We start from the raw sequence: 17,609 nt of genomic DNA on the forward strand, positions 1-17,609 counted from the left end.
CTACTTGTACTTGGGTGCGGGGGGCCCGGATATCCCGGGCAGGTCCGCCTTCAGCCACTTGACGTACGCCGCCGTCCAGGCGCCCTGCCGGTACTGCACGAGAACCTGGTTGACCCGGCGGACCAGGTCGTCGTTGCCGAGCTTGGCGGCGACTCCGTAGTACTCGGTGGTGAACGGCTTGCCCTTGAGCTCGACCGCCGGGTCCTGCGCGGCCTGGCCGGCCGCCAGCGCGTTGTCCGTGACGACGGCGTCGACCTCGCCCAGCTGGAGCCGTGCCAGGCAGTCCAGCTGGTTGGGGACGGTCAGCAGGTCCTTGTCGTTCTTGGTGCCGTCGGCCTCGTCCTTGAACGTGGCGCCGAACGAGTTGTTCTCCAGGGCCTCGTAGGCCGTGGAGCCCTCGGCCGTACAGACCCGCTTGCCGCTGAGCGAGGAGTCGTACCCGGTGATCGTGGAGGTCTTGGGCGCGAGGACCTGCTGGCCGGCCTGGAAGTAGGCGGTGGAGAAGGCGACCTGCTGGATCCGCTTGCAGTTGATCGTCATCGTCCGGACGACGAGGTCGACCTTGCCGCTCTCCAGGGCCGCGATCCGCTGGTTGGTCGGGATGGCCCGGAAGATGATCCGGTCCTCGCTGCCGAGGATGTCCTTCGCGATGGCCCGGGCGAGGTCGATGTCGAAGCCTTCGAGCGTGCGCGTGGACGGGTCCCGGTAGCCCCAGCGGTAGCTGGACTGGTCGACGCCGACGACGATCTTCCCGCGTGCCTTGATCGCGTCGATCGAGGGACCGCCGGCCGAGGAGGGGCTGAGGGAGGCTTCCGGGTCCGTGCAGGTGTCCGCCTTCACGGGCACACCGATGCCCACGCCCGGACCCGTCACGGCGGTCGTGCCCGAGTCGCCGCGCGCGCTGTGGGTGAGCGGCAGCAGGGTCAGAGAGGCGGTCAGGCCGCAGGCCACCGCCATCGCGGCCACCCCGCCCCAGCCGCGCAGCCGCGCGAGGGGGCGTCTGCCCCTGAGGCGTTCGCCGGGCCCGGCCGGGCCGTGCATCCTCGCGTCGTCGACGCCGTTCCGCATCCCGCCCCCTCTCACCGGTACTCCGACAGCCTGCGGTTGATGCCCAGCACGGCGCCCGCGGCGCCCAGGATCCCGAGGGCGGCCGCGCCCAGCGGGAGTGCGGTCAGCGCGCCCCTGCCGTCCTCGGCGGCGCGGGTGAACTCGGACTGCTCGTGGTCCAGGGCCTGCTTCAGGGCCGCGTCGACCTGGTCGAAGGACTGCCCGGTGGACTCCTTCGAGCCGATGATCCGGGTCAGGGCGCCCTCGTAGTCGCCCGAGTCGTCCGCCGCCCGCGCGACCTTGTGGCGCTCCTTCCACTCGGCCGTGCGGGTTGCCGCCTCGTCCACCGGGCCGCGTCCCGCGTCGTCGTCGGCGCGTTCCCGCGCCACGGCGAGCGCGTCGGTCAGCGTCTCCATGCTGCCGGCGTAGTCCGTCTCGTACTTGTCGTTCTTGCCGTCGTCGGTGAGGACCGCGCCGCGCGAGACCACCGCCAGGTTCTCGTTGGCCCGGGCCTTGAGGGAGTTGATCCGGGCGGTGGTCAGCACCTGGAGCGAGCTCTGCCCGTGCTCGCGGGCGTTGTTCAGCTCGGTGCGCGCGAGCGTGTGCGCCGCCGCGAGCCAGAGCAGCACGACCACGGAGGCGGCGGTGGCGGCGAGGAGTCCGTGGTTGAACACCCGGTTCGTCAGCGCGTAGTTGCGGCGCTGGGCCCAGACCAGGGCGGCGAGGGCGAGGATCCCGAGCGCGAGGGAGAGGTACGGCCAGTCACGGGCGTCCTCGTCGTCCTGCTGGAGCCGCGCGGTCTCCGCCTCGTACAGGCGCTCGGCGGCGGGCAGCAGCTCGCTCGTCATCTGCTGGTTGGCGTACCGCAGATAGGCGCCGCCGAGGGGCAGGCCCTGCCGGTTGGCGGCGCGGGCCCGCTCGATCAGGCCGGTGTAGCGGGGCAGCTGCTCGTTGAGGGCGGCGATCTCGCGGGCCGACTCGGTCGAACCCCCGGTGCTCGCCGCGGCCTTGACCAGGAGACGGGAGGCGGTCCTGATGTCGTCGGCGTACCGCTTCTGGACGTCCGGGGGTTCCTGCGCACCGGCCAGGAAGGCGCTGGCCGCGGCGGTGTCGGCGTCCGCGAGCGAGCGGTAGATGTCGGCGGCGTCGGCGCTCAGCGGCTGGCTGCGGCTCACCACGTCGTCGGCGGAGGAGGCCCGGTCGGCGACCTCGAAGGCGGTGACGGCCCCGAACGCGACGACCAGCAGGGCCAGTACGGCGCCGAGGATCTGCAGCCGACCGGGCTCGGTCGTGGCGGCGCGGCGCAGCCGCGTCCTGACCTCGTCCCAGGCCCCGTGCCCGGCCGGCGGTGTCGCGGCGGGCGGGGGCGAGGGCTGCGCGGGCACACCGAATCCCGGCTGCGCGGGCGCCGTGCCCGGAGCCGAGGCGGCTGGCGCATTCGGCGGGTATGTCAACGTGGCCTCCCCCTCGGTCCGACGTAGTGCCCGGAGGGCAGTATGACCTCAGGGGCCCCACCCGCACACCAGGAATGACTCGATCTTGTTCCTATCGTGCCCCATGCGCGCGCCACCCCCGTGGGCGAACCCCCTGCTATGAATACGCCGCCCGGCCTGAATCGGTTCCACCACGTACGGGTGAACATGACCGACGGGGCATCCCTTTGAGTCATTCGGGACGCCCCGTCGGTCGCGCGGCCTCATGCGCCGTAGTGCTCCCGCAGCCGGGCGGCGGCCCCGGGGTCCGCCGCCACCTCGTCGAGCGCGAGCAGCGCCGCACCCAGGACCGGTGGCGAGGTCACCACCCCGATCACGGCCTTCGGAGCCTTCACGGCCAGCAGCTCCGCGATCCGGGCGTCCAGTTCCGGGTGGCGTGCGGCGAGCACGCTGCCGCCCAGCATCACCGGCGCCTCCTCGTCGAGCAGGCCGAGCCGCCCGAGGGCGACGGTCGACAGGGCGACGACCTCCTCCGCGAGCCGGTGCACCAGCGACCGGGCGATCGTGTCGCCCTCCGCGCTCGTACGGAACAGCACGGGCGTCAGCTCGTGCCGCCGGTCGAACGGGACACGGCCCAGGTGCAGCGCCTCGATCAGCGCGTACATGGTCGGCAGCCCGAAGTGCGCGGGCAGGGCGTGCGCCAGCGCGGTCGGCTCGCCCCGCCCGTCCTCCGCGCGGGCCGCGAACCACAGCGCCTCCTCGGCGAGCCCGCTGCCGCCGCCCCAGTCGCCGGAGATCTTCCCGATGGCGGGGAAGCGGGCGGTACGACCGTCCGGCAGCATGCCGACGCAGTTGATGCCGGCCCCGCAGACGACGGCGACACCGCGCGGCTCGTCGAGCCCGGCGCGCAGGATCGCGAAGGTGTCGTTGTACACGCGGACGCTCCGGCTCCATCCCCGGGCTCCCAGCGCCGTGGTCAACTCCGCCTCCTCCACCGGGAGATCGGCGTTGGCGAGACAGGCGGAGACATGCGCGAACGCCAACGGACGGCCGGCCTGGGAGGCCGCTCGTCCCACCGTCTCCGCCAGGCCGTCCACGGCCGCCCCGACCCCGACCACGGGCGGCTGGAAGCCGCCGCCGCGCGCCGCGCCGAGCACCCTCCCGTCCGTACCCAGCACCGCCACATCGGTCTTGCTGTTGCCGGCGTCGATCGCGAGGAGCACGTCGTTCACGCCCACGCGAGGTGCTCCCGGTTGTGCGCGATCAGCCGGTCGGTGAGCCCGTCGGCGTAGGCGTACTGCCCCACCAGAGGGTGCGCGAGCAGTGCCCTGAACACCCGCTCGCGACCGCCGCGCAGCGCCGCCTCCAGGGCCAGGTCCTCGTACGCGGTCACGTTCGCGACCAGTCCGGCGTACAGCGGGTCGAGCGGGGCGACCGGGAGCGGCGAGACTCCCTGGGCGCCCACGGCCGCCTGCACCTCGATCACGGCGTCGTCCGGCAGGAAGGGCAGCGTGCCGTTGTTGTACGTGTTCACCACCTGGTACGGCGAGCCTCCGGCGCCCAGCAGGGCGGCGGCCAGGTCCACGGCCGCCTCCGAGTAGTACGCGCCGCCGCGCCTGCCGAGCAGCGCGGGCTTCTCGTCGAGCGCCGGGTCCCCGTACATCTCCAGGAGTTCCTTCTCCATCGCGGCGACCTCGGCGGCCCGCGAGGGCTTGCTGCCGAGCTCCCGTACGACCTCGTCGTGCGCGTAGAAGTAGCGCAGGTAGTACGAGGGGACGACACCGAGCCGGTCCACGATCGCGCGTGGCATGCGCAGGTCGTCGGCGATGGCCTCGCCGTGCTCGGCGAGCAGCCGGGGCAGGACGTTCTCGCCCTCGGGCCCGCCAAGGCGTACGGCCGTCTCCCAGGTCAGGTGGTTGAGCCCGACGTGGTCGAGGTGGACGTCGGCCGGGGCCACGTCGAGGAACCCCGCGAACTTCCGCTGGAAGCCGATGGCCACGTTGCACAGGCCGACGGCCTTGTGCCCGGCCTGGAGCAGCGCGCGCGTCACGATGCCGACGGGGTTGGTGAAGTCGATGATCCAGGCGTCCGGGTTGGTCCGCCGGACCCGCTCGGCGATGTCCAGGACCACCGGGACGGTCCGCAGCGCCTTGGCGAGCCCGCCGGCGCCGGTGGTCTCCTGCCCGACGCAGCCGCACTCCAGCGGCCAGGTCTCGTCCTGGTTCCGGGCGGCCTGGCCGCCGACCCGCAGCTGGAGCAGGACGGCGTCCGCGCCCTCCACCGCCGCGTCGAGGTCCGAGGTGGTGACGATCTTCCCGTCGTGCCCCTGCCTGGCGAAGATCCGCCGGGCGAGCCCGCCGACCAGCTCGAGGCGGTCGGCGGCCGGGTCGACGAGGACGAGTTCGGTGAGGGGCAGGGTGTCGCGCAGCCGCGCGAATCCGTCGATCAGTTCGGGGGTGTAGGTGGAGCCGCCCCCCACGACAACGATCTTCGACGACCGGGGGTTCGGGGACTGTCCCCCGATTGAATGCAGCATCTCGTATCAGCCCTTCACTCCGGTCAGTGTGACTCCCTCGACGAACGCCTTCTGGGCGAAGAAGAAGACGAGGATCACAGGGGCCATGACCAGTACGGTCGCGGCCATGGTCAGGTTCCAGTCGGTGTGGTGCGCGCCCTTGAAGGACTCCAGGCCGTAACTCAGCGTCCAGGCCCCGGGATTCTCGGAGGCGTAGATCTGCGGTCCGAAGTAGTCGTTCCAGCAGTAGAAGAACTGGAACAGCGCCACGGCGGCGATGCCGGGCCTGGCTATCGGGAGCACGATCTTCAGGAGGGTACGGAATTCACCGCACCCGTCGATCCTGGCCGCCTCGATGTACTCGTTGGGGATCGTCAGCAGGAACTGACGCAGCAGGAAGATCGCGAACGCGTCGCCGAACGCCAGCGGGACGAGCAACGGCCAGAGCGTCCCGGAGAGATCCATCTGCTTGGCCCAGAACAGGTACATCGGGATGATGATCACCTGCGGCGGCAGCATCATCATCGAGATGACGAGCAGCAGCGACAGATGCCGGCCGCGGAAGCGGAACTTGGCGAGCGCGTACGCCACCGGGACCGACGACACCACCACGAGGGCGGTGCCGAGCCCCGCGTACAGCAGGGAGTTCTTCCACCAGGTGAGGAAGCCGGGGGTCTCGAACACCCGGACGTAGTTGTCCCAGTGCCAGGAGTTCGGCGTGAGGTCGCGGGTCAGCGCCTGCTGGTCGCTCATCAGGGAGGTCAGGAAGACGAAGACGAACGGCAGCACGAAGAACAGGGCCGCGGCGATCCCGAGGGAGTGCACGGCGATCCAGTGCAGGGCCGCCCTGCGGCGGGCGCGCTTCCCGGCGGCTTCGGCGGACGTCTCGCGTGCGGCACGGTCGAGTGTGGACACGGTGGTCATGGGTCAGTCACCCGAGCCGATCAGGCCGCCGCGCCTGCGCATCAGCAGCGCGGTGCAGGCCATGGAGAGGGCGAACAGGACGAGCGCGACGACGCAGGCGGCGCCGTAGTCGAAGCGGCCGAAGCCGAGGTTGTAGACCAGCTGCGGCAGGGTCAGCGTGGAGTCGTCCGGATAGCCCGGTTCGAAGGTCTGGCCGGAGCCGCCCATCACCCCCGATGCGACCTTCGCGGCCACGATCGGCTGGGTGTAGTACTGCATCGCGCCGATGATCCCGGTGACGACCGCGAAGAGCACGATCGGCGAGATGTTCGGCAGCGTCACGTACCGGAACCGCTGCCAGGTCGACGCCCCGTCCAGCTCCGCCGCCTCGTACTGCTCCTTCGGCACGTCGAGCAGCGCCGCCATGAAGATGACCATGAGGTCGCCGACGCCCCAGACCGCGAGGACGGTCAGCGCGGGCTTGGCCCAGGCCGCGTCGTTGAACCAGGAGGGGGCGGGGATGCCGACCGCCTCCAGAAGCGAGTTGACCGGTCCCGTGCCCGGGTTGAGCAGGAAGACGAAGGCCAGCGTCGCGGCCACCGGCGGGGCCAGGTACGGCAGGTAGAACAGGGTGCGGAAGATGCCCGCGCCCGTCTTGATCTTGGTGATCAGCAGGCCGACGCCGAGGCCGAACACCACCCGGCAGGCGACCATGACGACGGCCAGCCAGAGGGTGTTCTGCATCGCCGGCCAGAACTTCGGCAGATCCGAGAAGACGTACGACCAGTTGTCCAGACCCCGCCAGGTCGGCGGATTGAGCCCGTCGTACTTCATGAAGGAGAAGTACACGGTCGAGACGAGCGGATAGGCGAAGAAGACGCCGAATCCGATCAGCCAGGGCGACATGAACGCCGCGGTGCGAAGCGCGCTGCGCACGCGCTTCGACCGCAGCGTGTGACGCCCGTCCAGGGTGTCGGTGCTCATGAGGGGTGCGTCCCGGCCGTCACTTCGCCTGGGCGATGTCGCGGTCGATCTGGGCCGCGGTGTCCTCGAGACCCTTCTTCAGGTCCGGGACCTGGCCCTTCTCGTACTTCTGGGCGAAGTCCTGGAAGGTGTCCTGGTACGTGGAGCCGTTCACCGCGCCGTCGGAGGTGGTGGACTCGGGGTGCTGGGCGATGTCCAGGAAGGTCTTGAACCGCGCATCGAACTTCAGGTTCGGGGACTTCAGGGCCTCCAGGGTGGAGGGGACGTTGCCGATGCCGTTGGCGAAGTTCACCACGGCCTCGGTGTCCATGGTCATGTACTTGACCAGTTCCCAGGCCGCGTTCTGCTTCTTGCTCTGCGGGGCGATGCCGATGATCGTGCCGGAGAGGTAGCCCTTTCCGTACTCGGCCACCTCGTCGTCCGCGACCGGCAGCGGCGCCACGCCCACCTCGAAGCCCACCTTGGCGTCCTTGATGAAGTTCAGCCGCCATTCGCCGTCGAGCTGCATGGCGACCTGGCCGGTGTGGAAGGGGTGCTTGGCGCCCCACTCGTCACCGAAGGTGGTGCGGTACCTGTCCAGCTTGGCGAACCCGCCGAGCCCGTCGACCAGCGACTTCTGGTAGGTCAGCATCTCGGCGAACGCAGGGTCCTTGGCGAGGTTCGACTTGCCGTTCCCGTCGAAGTAGGCGTGGTCCCACTGCGACATGTAGTGGCTCGGGACCGTCTCGTAGCCGAGGTAGTTCGGCATGAAGCCGAGCTGCTCGTAGGAGTCGCCCTTCTCCTTGGTCAGCTTCTTCGCCACGGTCGCGAACTCCGACCAGGTCTTCGGCGGGGCGGTGATGCCGGCCGCCTTGAAGGCGTCCTTGTTGTAGTAGAGCCCGTACGCGTCGGAGAGCAGCGGCAGCGAGCAGCGCTTGCCCTCGAACTGGGTGTACTCCTGGAGGACCTTGGGGAAGGTCCTGTCCAGGTCCACCTTGTCCTTCTCCAGGAACGGCTTCAGGTCCGCGAGCGCGCCGGAGGCGCAGAACTTGCCGACGTTGGACGTGGTGAAGGAGGCGGCCACGTCCGGCCCGTTCGAACCGCCCGCGCGCAGCGCCTGGTTGAGCTTGTCGTCGTTGATGTTGCCGACGACCTTCACCTTGATGTTCGGGTGCGCCTTCTCGAAGCGGGCGACGTTCTCCTGGATCGCCTTGACCTCGGCGGGCGCCGACCAGCCGTGCCAGAAGGTGATCTCGGTCTTCGCCTGGGGGTCGTCGCTCGCCTTGTTCTCGGCGGAGCCGGTACAGGCCGAGGCGAACAGGGCGATGGAGGCGGTGGCGGCGAGTGCGGCAGCGGCTCTGCGCGGGCGTGCGGGCATGACGAAGCTCCCTGTGGCGGAGGGCGGGGTACGGGGTGAAGGGGGAGAGGGGAACGACCGGGCCGGAGGGGTCCGGAGGTACTACCGGGACGTGTCGAAGACCTCGTCGCGGGTGGTGGCGAGGGCGCTTTCCAGGGCCCCGCGCAGGACGGGGTGCCGGTCCACGTCCCCGAGGACGAGCCGGGGCCGGGAGGCGGCGAGTTCGGCCAGTTCGGACTGGACCCGCTCGCGCAGGGGTTCCCCGCCGGCGACGGTCACATCGCCGGACAGGACGAGGAGTTCGGGGTCGAGGACGGCGACGAGGGAGGCGAGACCGGTGGCGAGGCGCTCGGCGTACTGGTCGAGGAGCGCCGCGTACCGGGGGTCGTCGTCGTGGTGGGCGGCGGCGTGGGTGAGCAGCCGGGTCGCGGTGGGCACATAGGGCTGTTCGGGGGTGTCGATGCCGAGCGCCCGGGCGATCCGGGGCACGGCCTGGACGCCGGCGAGCTCCTGGAAGCCGCCGGAGTTGGCCTTGGTGACCTGCCGTACGAGCGGGGTGCCGGGCACGGGCAGGAAGCCGACCTCGCCGGCGCCGCCGGTGAAGCCGCGGTGGAGTCGGCCGCCGAGGACGAGGGCGGCGCCGAGGCCCTCCTGGTTCCAGAGCAGGACGAAGTCCTCGTGGCCACGGGCGGCGCCGAGCCGCTGCTCGGCGACGGCCGCGAGGTTGACGTCGTTCTCGTACTCGAACGGCATCGGGAGCACCGCCGCCAGCTCCTCCAGGAGGGTGGGGGAGTGCCAGCCGGGCAGGTGGGAGGCGTACCGCAGCCGCCCGGTGGCCGGGTCGAAGGCGCCGGGGGTGCCGATGACGAGGCGGTGCACCTCGGCCCGGGTGATCCCGGCGTCCTTGACGGCGCCGTCGAGGGCGGTGGTGACCTGCCGTACGACGCCTTCCGCGGCGCGCCCCGGGGTCGCGAGCTCGAACTCGCCCACGACCTCGCCGGTGATGTCGGCGACGGCGGCGCGGATCCGGTGCGGGTTCACATCGAGTCCGGCGGCGAAGGCGGCCCGGGCGTTGACCGCGTACAGCTGTGCGCTGGGTCCCGGCCGGCCCGCGGTGGTGCCGGTGGCGACGACGAGCCCGGCGGCTTCGAGGCGGGCGAGGAGCTGGGAGGCGGTCGGCTTGGACAGGCCGGTGAGCTTGCCGATCCGGGTCCGCGAGAGGGTCCCGTGCTCCAGGAGCAGGTCGAGGGCGGCGCGGTCGTTCATGGCCCGCAGTACGCGCGGGGTGCCGGGGGTACCCGGGGTCGTACCGGCCATGACGGTGCACCTGCCCTTCGGTTCTGGAGGGGCCATTCTGCTGCCCCGTCGACCGCTCCCCCAACTCACTGTTAGGAAAGTTTCCTATTCGGTGGGAGGACCGTAGGCCGGGCGCCACCGGGGCGTCAATACCCGCGCACGCACGACGCCCCCGAAGGCAACGAAAGCGTTACCTGCGGGGGCGTCGTCGGATCGGGGTGCTACTTGGCGAGGTCCGGCTTCGCGGACGGGATCGGGGTGGCCGCCGCCGACTGCGGGGAGGTCGACGAGGCGAAGGCCGAGGGGGCCGCCATGGCCGCCGTCGGGTCCGCCGCGGACTCCTCCGCCTGGGCCGGGACACCGCCGACGATACGGATGCCGGCCGCGTCCAGCGCCCGCTTGATCCGCCAGCGCAACTCGCGCTCGACGCCCAGCGCCTTGCCCGGCATCGTCTTCGCCGAGATCCGGATCGTCATGGAGTCGAGCAGCACCTCGTTGAGACCGAGGATCTCCACCGGACCCCACAGCCGCTCGTTCCAGGGCTCTTCCTTCGCCATGGACACCGTCGCCTCGTTGATCACCGACTGCACCCGGTCCAGGTCCTCCGTCGGGCGCACCGTCACGTCCACCGCCGCGGTCGCCCAGCCCTGGCTGAGGTTGCCGATCCGCTTGATCTCGCCGTTGCGGACGTACCAGATCTCGCCGTTGTCGCCGCGCAGCTTCGTCACCCGCAGGCCGACCTCTATGACCTCGCCGGAGGCCACGCCCGCGTCGACCGAGTCGCCGACGCCGTACTGGTCCTCGAGGATCATGAAGACACCGGAGAGGAAGTCGGTGACCAGGTTCCGGGCGCCGAAACCGATCGCCACACCCGCCACACCCGCGGAGGCGAGCAGCGGCGCCAGGTCGATCTTGAAGGCGCCCAGGATCATCAGCCCCGCCGTGCCCAGGATCAGGAACGACGCGACCGAGCGCAGCACCGAGCCGATCGCCTCCGAGCGCTGTCTGCGCCGCTCGGCGTTGACCAGCAGCCCACCGAGCGCCGTGCCCTCCACCGCCTGGGCGGAGCGGTTCATCCGGTCTATCAGCTTCGTCAGGGCGCGGCGGATCGCCATGCGCAGGAGGAACGCGACGATCAGGATGAGAAGGATGCGAAGGCCCGTGTTCAGCCAGGTGGACCAGTTCTCCTCCACCCAGCCCGCGGCGTTCGTCGCCTTCTCCGCGGCCTCGTCGAGGGTGACGGGGACCTTCTGCGGATCGTCGGTCTGCAGGGCGGACCAGGACACGTAAAACCTCCAGGCGTGGCGTACGCGGAACATCCACACTAACGGGGCATCGGATGTGCTCCTGTTGCCCTGTTCGAGGGAGAGACGGACCTCACGCGGGGATGATCCGGTCGACGATGCCGATGTGGTCGAGAACACCTCAAGCCCGTTACCGGTACGTGGTGGCGCTCCGACCAGGCATGAGGAGAGACTGAGAGCAGTTCGTCCCGGCGCGAGCCACGCGCCGCCGGCGTATTAGGAGGCATCCGTGCCGCATGTCCTGGTCCTCAACGCGTCGTACGAGCCCCTCGGCGTCGTACCGCTCCGTCGCGCGCTCGTCCTCGTCCTCGAGAACAAGGCACTCTGCCTCGAGGAGTCCGGCGCCTTCCTGCACAGCGAGACCCGCGTCATCCCCGCACCCAGTGTGGTCAGACTGAAGCGGTTCGTGCGGGTCCCCTACCGGGGGCCCGTTCCTCTGACCCGCAGAGCGCTCTTCGCCCGTGACGGCGGACGCTGTATGTACTGCGGTGGCGTCGCAACCAGCGTCGACCACGTCATTCCGCGCAGCCGCGGGGGTACGCACGCCTGGGAGAACGTCGTGGCGGCCTGCCGCCGCTGCAACCACGTCAAGGCCGACCGGCACCTGCGCGAGCTGGGCTGGCGGCTGCGGCACCAACCCGCCCCGCCCACCGGCCTGGCCTGGCGGATCATCGGGACCGGACACCGGGACCCGCGCTGGCTGCCCTATCTGCAGCCGTACGGCGCGGACGATGTGATGGCCCGGATCGACGCCGTCTCCACCACCCCCGCGGGGGCCGTGAAGACGGGCTGATCCGGGCCTTCGTCGTACGGGCCTGCGCGCCGTACGGCATCGTCGTGGGGACGCCTCGTCGGGGCGTCCCTACTCTGGCTGCTCGGGCTGTTCCGGCTGTTCCGGTTGCTCGGGCGGCTCCGGCTGCGTGGGCTTCTCCGGGCCGGCCGGCGTGGCCACCGCGTATGTCTCCACCGACCAGAGCGAGTAGCCGTACTCCGTCGCCCGCGCGTCGCCCTGGACCCGCAGGAAACGGGTGTCCGCCGCGTCCATGCGGACGCTCTCCCGGCCGCCACGCCCGTCGGTGACCGTCGCGGCGGTGCGCCAGGTGCGGCCGTCGGCGGAGACCTGGATGCGGTAGCGGGAGGCGTACGCGTCCTGCCAGTGGAGGACCACCTGCCCTATCCGGGCCGGCCGCGCGAGTTCCAGCTGCCACCAGGCGCCGTCCACCAGCTCGGAGGACCAGCGGGTGGCCGGGTCGCCGTCCAGGGCCGAGGCCGCGGGGAAGTCGGGGGTCTCGTCGCCGGAGGAGGAGGCCGTCGCGGTCCGCGCCAGGTCCGGGCCCGCCGTGCGGGGGAAGGCCCGGACCGTCAGGACCCGCTCCTCGCCCGCGAACGACACCGGCACCCGATACGAGCCCGCGGGCACGTCCGGCGCCACCGCGATCTCGAGCGGGACCGTCGTCCGCGTGCCGCGCGGCACGCGGGTCTCCTTCGGGAGCCGCACCGTGATCCCCTTCGGCGCCCGTGCCGCCAGCTCCCCGCGCACCTCGTCGGCGCGCCGGCCCGACAGCCGGACGTCCACCCGCTGAACGGGCCCGCCGATCTCGGCGTCCGTCTCGCTCCGGGCCAGTTCCAGCTCGGCGCGCGGCTCGTCGGCGAACCACGGCACCAGGGAGCGCACCTGAGGATCCGTGCCGTCCCACACGACGCGGACCGCGTCCGCGCGCAGCCCCTTCACATCCGCCTGCGTCCAGCCGGACGGGGACACCGGACCCAGCGACCGCCAGCCCTCGCCGGGGACGTACGCCTCCACGCGCGCCGACTCGCCCGCGCCCGGCTCCGTCATCACCGTCACCGTCTCGACCGGCCGCGAACGCTCCAGCCGGACGGTGTACGCCGCCGGCTCGCGGTCCGCCCGCCGGCCGGCGCGCGGCTCCCGGTCCGCGCCGGTCCAGGCCGCCGACTCCGTCACCGCGCGCGTGAGGAAGGGATCGAGGACGCCCTTGCCGACGGTCACCTCACTCGCCTTCAGGGCCTCCCGCAGCGGCTCGAGGCGCAACTGGGCCTGCCAGGCCGCCGCGCCGTCGCCGCCTGCCTGGGCCAGCAGCATGTCGACGGCCGTCTCCCCGGCGAGGCCGTGGCGGGACAGCTGCTCCAGCCAGGGCCGTACCTCGTCGTCCAGGGTGCCGTCCGCGGTCGCGGTCAGCCTCTCGGGCGCCTCGCGCATCACGGTGAACGCGGCCCGCAGTTCGCGTGCCGCCTTCTCCCGCACCGCCGGGTCCGGGGTCGTACGGCTCTGCCAGAACGCGGCCATCAGCGGCTTGAGGTACGCCGACTCCCCCGCCGGGTCGAGGATCGAGGAGGCGTCGTTGCCGGCCAGGGCCCGCAGCGCCTCGCGGGCCGCGGGGTTCGGCCCGGCCAGCTCGTCCACGGCGGCCCGCCAGGACTCCTGCGGCCGGTAACCCTTCGGGTTCCAGGCGTAGTCCGCGGCCGTGAAGAGCGGGATGCGGGAGATCGCCGCCTGTTCCATGGCGTTGGCGAGGAACGCGGCGGAACCGGCGGCCACGGCCGGCTCGCGGCCCGTGGAGGGGCCGAGGAAGAGCCGGTCCTGGGCGTAGTCGTTGACCGGGTAGTTGTCCATGGTGACCAGCGGGTGGCGCAGCGCGTCCCGCGCGCCGGCCAGCTCCCGCCCGGTGATCGTGCGGGGGACGGCCCCGACGCCCGTCCACGCGACCTGCACCCGGTCGTCCAGTGCGGCGGCGAGCGCGGTGCGGTACTTCGTCGCACCGTCCTGGTAGTACTCCGTCGGCATCAGGGTGAGCGGTTCCGCGTCCGGGTAACGGGCGGCCAGGTGCCGGGCCACCACGCTCGCCACGCGCGCGTGGGCGGCGGCGGCCGCCTCGGGCCCGCGGCCGAAGGTGTCCGCGTCGTCGGAGCAGTGCCACTCGCTGTAGCTGACGTCCTGGAACTGGAGCTGGAAGGAGCGCACCCCCAGCGCCCACATGGCGTCGAGCTTGCGGGTCAGCGCCTTCACGTCGTCGTGCGAGGCGAGGCACATGGACTGGGCGGGTGCCACCGCCCAGGCGAGGGTCACGTGGTTGGCCCGCGCCCGCTCGGCCAGCGCGCGGAAGGCGGCACGCTGCTCGGCGGGGTACGGGTCGCGCCACTGGGTCTGGCGGTACGGGTCGTCACCGGGCGCGTAGAGGTAGCGGTTCTGCTTGGTGCGGCCCATGAAGTCGAGCTGGGCGAGGCGCTGTTCCTGGGTCCAGGGGCGGCCGTAGAAGCCCTCGGTCAGGCCGCGCACGGCGGTGCCGGGCCAGTCGCGGACCACCGTGCCCGGGACCTCGCGCCCGGTCCCGATCAGCTGACGCAGGGTCTGTACGGCGTGGAACAGGCCGTCCTCGCCGACTCCGTCCATGGCGACCGTGTCCCGGTCCTGGACCCGGCCGGTGGCCAGCCGGTACCCGCCGCGCGGCAGGTCGGCCCGCTCGGGCACGCGCAGCGCCCGCAGCGCCTCTCCGGAGGTGGCGGAGCCGGCGCGGATCACGGTCCCGCCGCCCGGCAGGGACGTGTGGACGGTCCGTACCCCCGCCGCCCGCAGCACCTCGCGCAGCGCGGCGACGGCGTACGGATCGGCGTCGGCGTCCGTGAGCAGCGTCACCTCGTCGCCGAGGGGCACCGACGGGCCGCCCGTGGCCCGCTGGGACTGCGGACGCGGCCAGACCGCCGTCCCGGCCGACCGCTGTGCGTCGGGCGTGGCGTCGGGTGTGGTGACGGGGGAGAGCGGCGCGGCCTGGGCGAGGCCGGGCATGCCGCCGCCCAGGAGGCCACCGATCACCGCGGCGGCCACGGCCGTCGCGGTCCGCTTCCTGCGCCCGAGGTGCACGGGGGACTCCTTTGTCACGAGTGGATTACGAGCCCACCACCCGGCCGACGAAGGTGTCAATGCAGCTGGTCGAAGTGTCTGTTTTGCCCGGTCCGCTTTCGGCGAGGTGGCGTCCTTTGGACAACTTGCGCCGGTAAAACGGGGTGCGGTGGGTAGGGCTGAGTCGTTGTTCCACCTGTCGAGACGAACCGGGAGACCCCCGTGGCCGCGACCACCCCCCTTTCCGAGCACATACGCGTACCGAAACAGGGCCCGCTCACGAGCGAACCGCCCCTTGCCGACGCCGCCCCTCTCACCAGCGAGCCGCCCCTGACCCACGCGGCCCCCCTGACCAGCGAACCCACCGCCCCTGGCACCGCGGGCGGCACGGAGTCCCCCGGAGTGTGACCGGTGGGCCGGCCGCCACCGTCCCAGACCTCTGGAGTGTGAAGTGACCCTGGCCCGTCTCGCCGAACTCCATGGCGTCGCCACCGCGTACGAGCCGTCCGCGGGCGTCACCGTCCAGGTGCCCGACGCCGCGGTCGTGGCCGTCCTCGGCGCCCTCGACGTCGACGCCACCACGCCGGAGGCGGTCGCCGCCGCCCTTCGGGCGGCGCGGCGGGCCGACGAGGACCGGTTGCTGCCGGCCACGCTGGTGCGCTGGCAGGACGACGGCGACGGCCCGGTGCGCCCGCCCCGGGATCTCCCGCCGGGCACCCGGCTGCGCGTCACCACCGAGTCCGGCGACGTGGTCGAGGGCGCGGACTGGGACCGGCTGCCGCTCGGCGTCCACCGCGTCGAGGCCCTGGACCCCGAGGGGCGCACCGGCGCGAGCACGCTGATCGTCGCCCCCGCGCGCGTGCCCCGGCCCGAGCGGCGGGTCTTCGGCCTGCTCGCCCAGTTGTACTCGGTGCTCTCCACCCGCTCCTGGGGCATGGGCGACCTCGGCGACCTGCGCGAGCTCGCGGCCTGGGCGGGCCGGACGCACGGCGCCGGGTTCGTCCAGGTCAACCCGTTGCACGCGGCGGTGCCCGGGGCGCCCACGGACCCCTCGCCGTACCGCCCCTCCTCGCGCCGCTTCCCCGACCCCGTCCATCTGCGGATCGAGGACATCCCCGAGTACGACTTCGTGGGCCCCGAGTACCGCGAGGCACTGGACGCCGTCCGCGCCGACGCCGCCGAGCTGCGCGAACGGGTCCTGCGCAAGGGCGCGTTGATCGACCGGGACGCGGTGTGGGAGGTCAAGCGGCGCGCCCTGGAGCTCGTACGGACGGTGGAACTCGGCCCCGGCAGACGGGCGGAGTACCACGACTTCCTCGCCGAGCGCGGCCGCGCCCTGGAGGACCACGCCACCTACCGTGCCCTCGCCGAGCGGTACGGACACCACTGGCGGAGCTGGCCCGAGGAGCTGCGCGACCCCCGCTCCGCCGCCGTGGCCGTCCGCGCCGACGACGAGCTGACCGCCCGGATCGACTTCCACTGCCGGCTGGCCTGGCTGACGGACCGGCAGCTCGCCGCCGCCGCCGAGGCCGCCCGGGAGGCGGGCATGGCCGTCGGGATCGTGCACGACCTCGCGGTCGGCGTCCATCCGGACGGCTCCGACGCCTGGGCCCAACAGGACGCCTTCGCCGCCGGTATGTCGGTCGGCGCCCCGCCCGACGCGTTCAACGCCCGCGGCCAGGACTGGGGCCTGCCGCCCTGGCGCCCCGACGCGCTCGCCGCCTCGGGCTACGCCCCGTACCGCGGTCTCCTGAGGGAGCTGTTGCGGCACGCGGGTGCGCTGCGCATCGACCATGTGATGGGCCTGTTCCGGCTCTGGTGGGTCCCCGAGGGGCGCGAACCCACCGAGGGGACGTACGTCCGCTACGACTCCGAGGCGATGCTCGCGGTCCTCGTCCTCGAGGCCCACCGGGCGGGCGCGGTCGTCATCGGCGAGGACCTCGGCACCGTCGAGCCGGGCGTCCGCGAGCAGCTCGCGCGCCGCGGGGTGCTCGGCACCTCCGTGCTCTGGTTCGAGCGGGACTGGTCGGGCACGGGCCGCCCGCTCGCCCCGGAGGAGTGGCGCACCGACTGTGTGGCCACCGCCACCACGCACGACCTCCCCTCGACCGCGGCCCGGCTCTCCGGCGACCACGTCGCCCTGCGCCACCGGCTCGGGCTGCTCACCGGCGATCTCGGGCGGGAGCGGGCCAGGGACGCGGCCGAGGTCGCCGAGTGGCTGGACTGCCTGGAACGGCTGGGGCTGCTCCCGGAGGGCCCGGGGGACGAGGAGGCCGAGGTCCGGGCCGTCCACCGGTTCCTGCTGCGCACCCCGGCGACGATGCTCGGGGTGTGGCTGCCGGACGCGGTAGGGGACCGGAGGCCGCAGAACCTGCCCGGCACCTGGGACCAGTACCCCAACTGGCGGCTGCCGGTGGCGGGCCCGGAGGGCCAGCCGATGGGCCTGGAGGAACTGGCCGCCTCGCCCCGTCTGCACCGCCTCCTCGCGGTCTTCGAATCCCTGGGGGACGTCCGTACGGCACCCCCGGACGCGCGGCCCGTTTAGGTGTTCGCTACGTTTGCACCGTGGACAAGAAGAACGCCCTGCGCGCCGGTGCTGTCGCGGCCGGTACGACGCTGATGATGCTGCTCATGTCGTCCCCCGCGCTCGCGCTCACCCGCGACGACGGCGACGACCCGGCCCCCAAGCTGAGTGTCGTCGAGACCCTCGGCCTGTTCGTGGCCGCACCGATCGTGCTGTTCCTGGTGATCGCCGGTCTGGTGATGGTGCTCGACAAGTCCGACCGGCCCAAGAAGGCCTAGGGCTCCGCAGTTTCCGAGGGCGCCGCGGCGGTACACGAGTTCATGCTGACCACCCGCTGGCGCAAGGGCGAGCCGCAGCTCAGCCTGAGCACACCGGGCGGCCGGCTCCGGTTCGATGCGCTGGTGCAGG

14 protein-coding genes are annotated in these 17,609 nt (G+C 72.3%); 4 read left to right on the plus strand and 10 right to left on the minus strand.

What is annotated here, in order from left to right; all coding sequences use genetic code 11:
- From ABZ939_RS11340 to ABZ939_RS11380, 9 genes are all read right to left on the minus strand, one after another.
- Nucleotides 1–1,041 (minus strand): glutamate ABC transporter substrate-binding protein, encoded by a 1,041-nt coding sequence (locus ABZ939_RS11340; RefSeq protein ID WP_361851932.1) that lies wholly within the window; start codon nucleotides 1,039–1,041, stop codon nucleotides 1–3.
- A 38-nt stretch (nucleotides 1,042–1,079) separates the two neighbouring features.
- Nucleotides 1,080–2,354 (minus strand): hypothetical protein, encoded by a 1,275-nt coding sequence (locus ABZ939_RS11345; protein WP_361851935.1) that lies wholly within the window; start codon nucleotides 2,352–2,354, stop codon nucleotides 1,080–1,082.
- A 389-nt stretch (nucleotides 2,355–2,743) separates the two neighbouring features.
- Nucleotides 2,744–3,718 carry a BadF/BadG/BcrA/BcrD ATPase family protein gene (locus ABZ939_RS11350; RefSeq protein ID WP_361851864.1) on the minus strand — a complete coding sequence of 325 codons (975 nt, stop codon included), beginning with the start codon at nucleotides 3,716–3,718 and terminating at the stop codon, nucleotides 2,744–2,746.
- Nucleotides 3,709–5,016 carry a 6-phospho-beta-glucosidase gene (locus tag ABZ939_RS11355; RefSeq protein ID WP_361851867.1) on the minus strand — a complete coding sequence of 436 codons (1,308 nt, stop codon included), beginning with the start codon at nucleotides 5,014–5,016 and terminating at the stop codon, nucleotides 3,709–3,711. The genes ABZ939_RS11350 and ABZ939_RS11355 overlap by 10 nt, the downstream gene beginning before the upstream one ends.
- A 6-nt stretch (nucleotides 5,017–5,022) precedes the next feature.
- Nucleotides 5,023–5,919: a carbohydrate ABC transporter permease gene (locus tag ABZ939_RS11360; RefSeq protein ID WP_361851870.1), complete on the minus strand. Its 897-nt coding sequence runs from the start codon at nucleotides 5,917–5,919 to the stop codon at nucleotides 5,023–5,025.
- A 3-nt stretch (nucleotides 5,920–5,922) separates the two neighbouring features.
- Nucleotides 5,923–6,882, minus strand: a complete 960-nt coding sequence (locus ABZ939_RS11365; protein WP_361851873.1) for a sugar ABC transporter permease — start codon at nucleotides 6,880–6,882, stop codon at nucleotides 5,923–5,925.
- Nucleotides 6,883–6,901: 19 nt separating this feature from the next.
- On the minus strand, nucleotides 6,902–8,239 hold the full coding sequence (locus tag ABZ939_RS11370) for an ABC transporter substrate-binding protein (protein ID WP_361851876.1): 1,338 nt from the start codon (nucleotides 8,237–8,239) through the stop codon (nucleotides 6,902–6,904).
- Nucleotides 8,240–8,320: 81 nt separating this feature from the next.
- Nucleotides 8,321–9,535, minus strand: a complete 1,215-nt coding sequence (locus ABZ939_RS11375; RefSeq protein WP_361851879.1) for an ROK family transcriptional regulator — start codon at nucleotides 9,533–9,535, stop codon at nucleotides 8,321–8,323.
- Between the two features lie 200 nt (nucleotides 9,536–9,735).
- A complete protein-coding gene (locus tag ABZ939_RS11380; protein ID WP_361851881.1) occupies nucleotides 9,736–10,800 on the minus strand; it encodes a mechanosensitive ion channel family protein in 1,065 nt (354 codons plus the stop codon).
- A gap of 247 nt (nucleotides 10,801–11,047) precedes the next feature.
- Between ABZ939_RS11380 and ABZ939_RS11385 the strand changes: the two genes are divergently transcribed.
- Nucleotides 11,048–11,611: an HNH endonuclease gene (locus ABZ939_RS11385; RefSeq protein WP_361851884.1), complete on the plus strand. Its 564-nt coding sequence runs from the start codon at nucleotides 11,048–11,050 to the stop codon at nucleotides 11,609–11,611.
- 69 nt (nucleotides 11,612–11,680) lie between these two features.
- On the opposite strand, the gene ABZ939_RS11390 is transcribed toward ABZ939_RS11385, so the two are convergent.
- Entirely contained in the window at nucleotides 11,681–14,698 is a 3,018-nt protein-coding gene (locus tag ABZ939_RS11390; protein ID WP_361851887.1) for a beta-N-acetylglucosaminidase domain-containing protein, read from the minus strand.
- Between the two features lie 201 nt (nucleotides 14,699–14,899).
- On the opposite strand from ABZ939_RS11390, the gene ABZ939_RS11395 reads away from it, so the two are divergent.
- The 3 genes from ABZ939_RS11395 to ABZ939_RS11405 are packed head-to-tail and all read left to right on the plus strand — an operon-like array spanning nucleotide 14,900 to nucleotide 17,479.
- Nucleotides 14,900–15,085, plus strand: a complete 186-nt coding sequence (locus tag ABZ939_RS11395) for a hypothetical protein (RefSeq protein ID WP_361851890.1) — start codon at nucleotides 14,900–14,902, stop codon at nucleotides 15,083–15,085.
- 43 nt (nucleotides 15,086–15,128) lie between these two features.
- Nucleotides 15,129–17,222, plus strand: a complete 2,094-nt coding sequence (gene malQ / locus ABZ939_RS11400; protein ID WP_361851893.1) for a 4-alpha-glucanotransferase — start codon at nucleotides 15,129–15,131, stop codon at nucleotides 17,220–17,222.
- 20 nt (nucleotides 17,223–17,242) lie between these two features.
- On the plus strand, nucleotides 17,243–17,479 hold the full coding sequence (locus ABZ939_RS11405) for a hypothetical protein (RefSeq protein WP_260226244.1): 237 nt from the start codon (nucleotides 17,243–17,245) through the stop codon (nucleotides 17,477–17,479).
- Nucleotides 17,480–17,609 lie beyond the last annotated feature (130 nt).

The sequence above is a fragment of the Streptomyces sp. NPDC046712 genome (genome assembly GCF_040645695.1).
Lineage (GTDB): Bacteria > Actinomycetota > Actinomycetes > Streptomycetales > Streptomycetaceae > Streptomyces.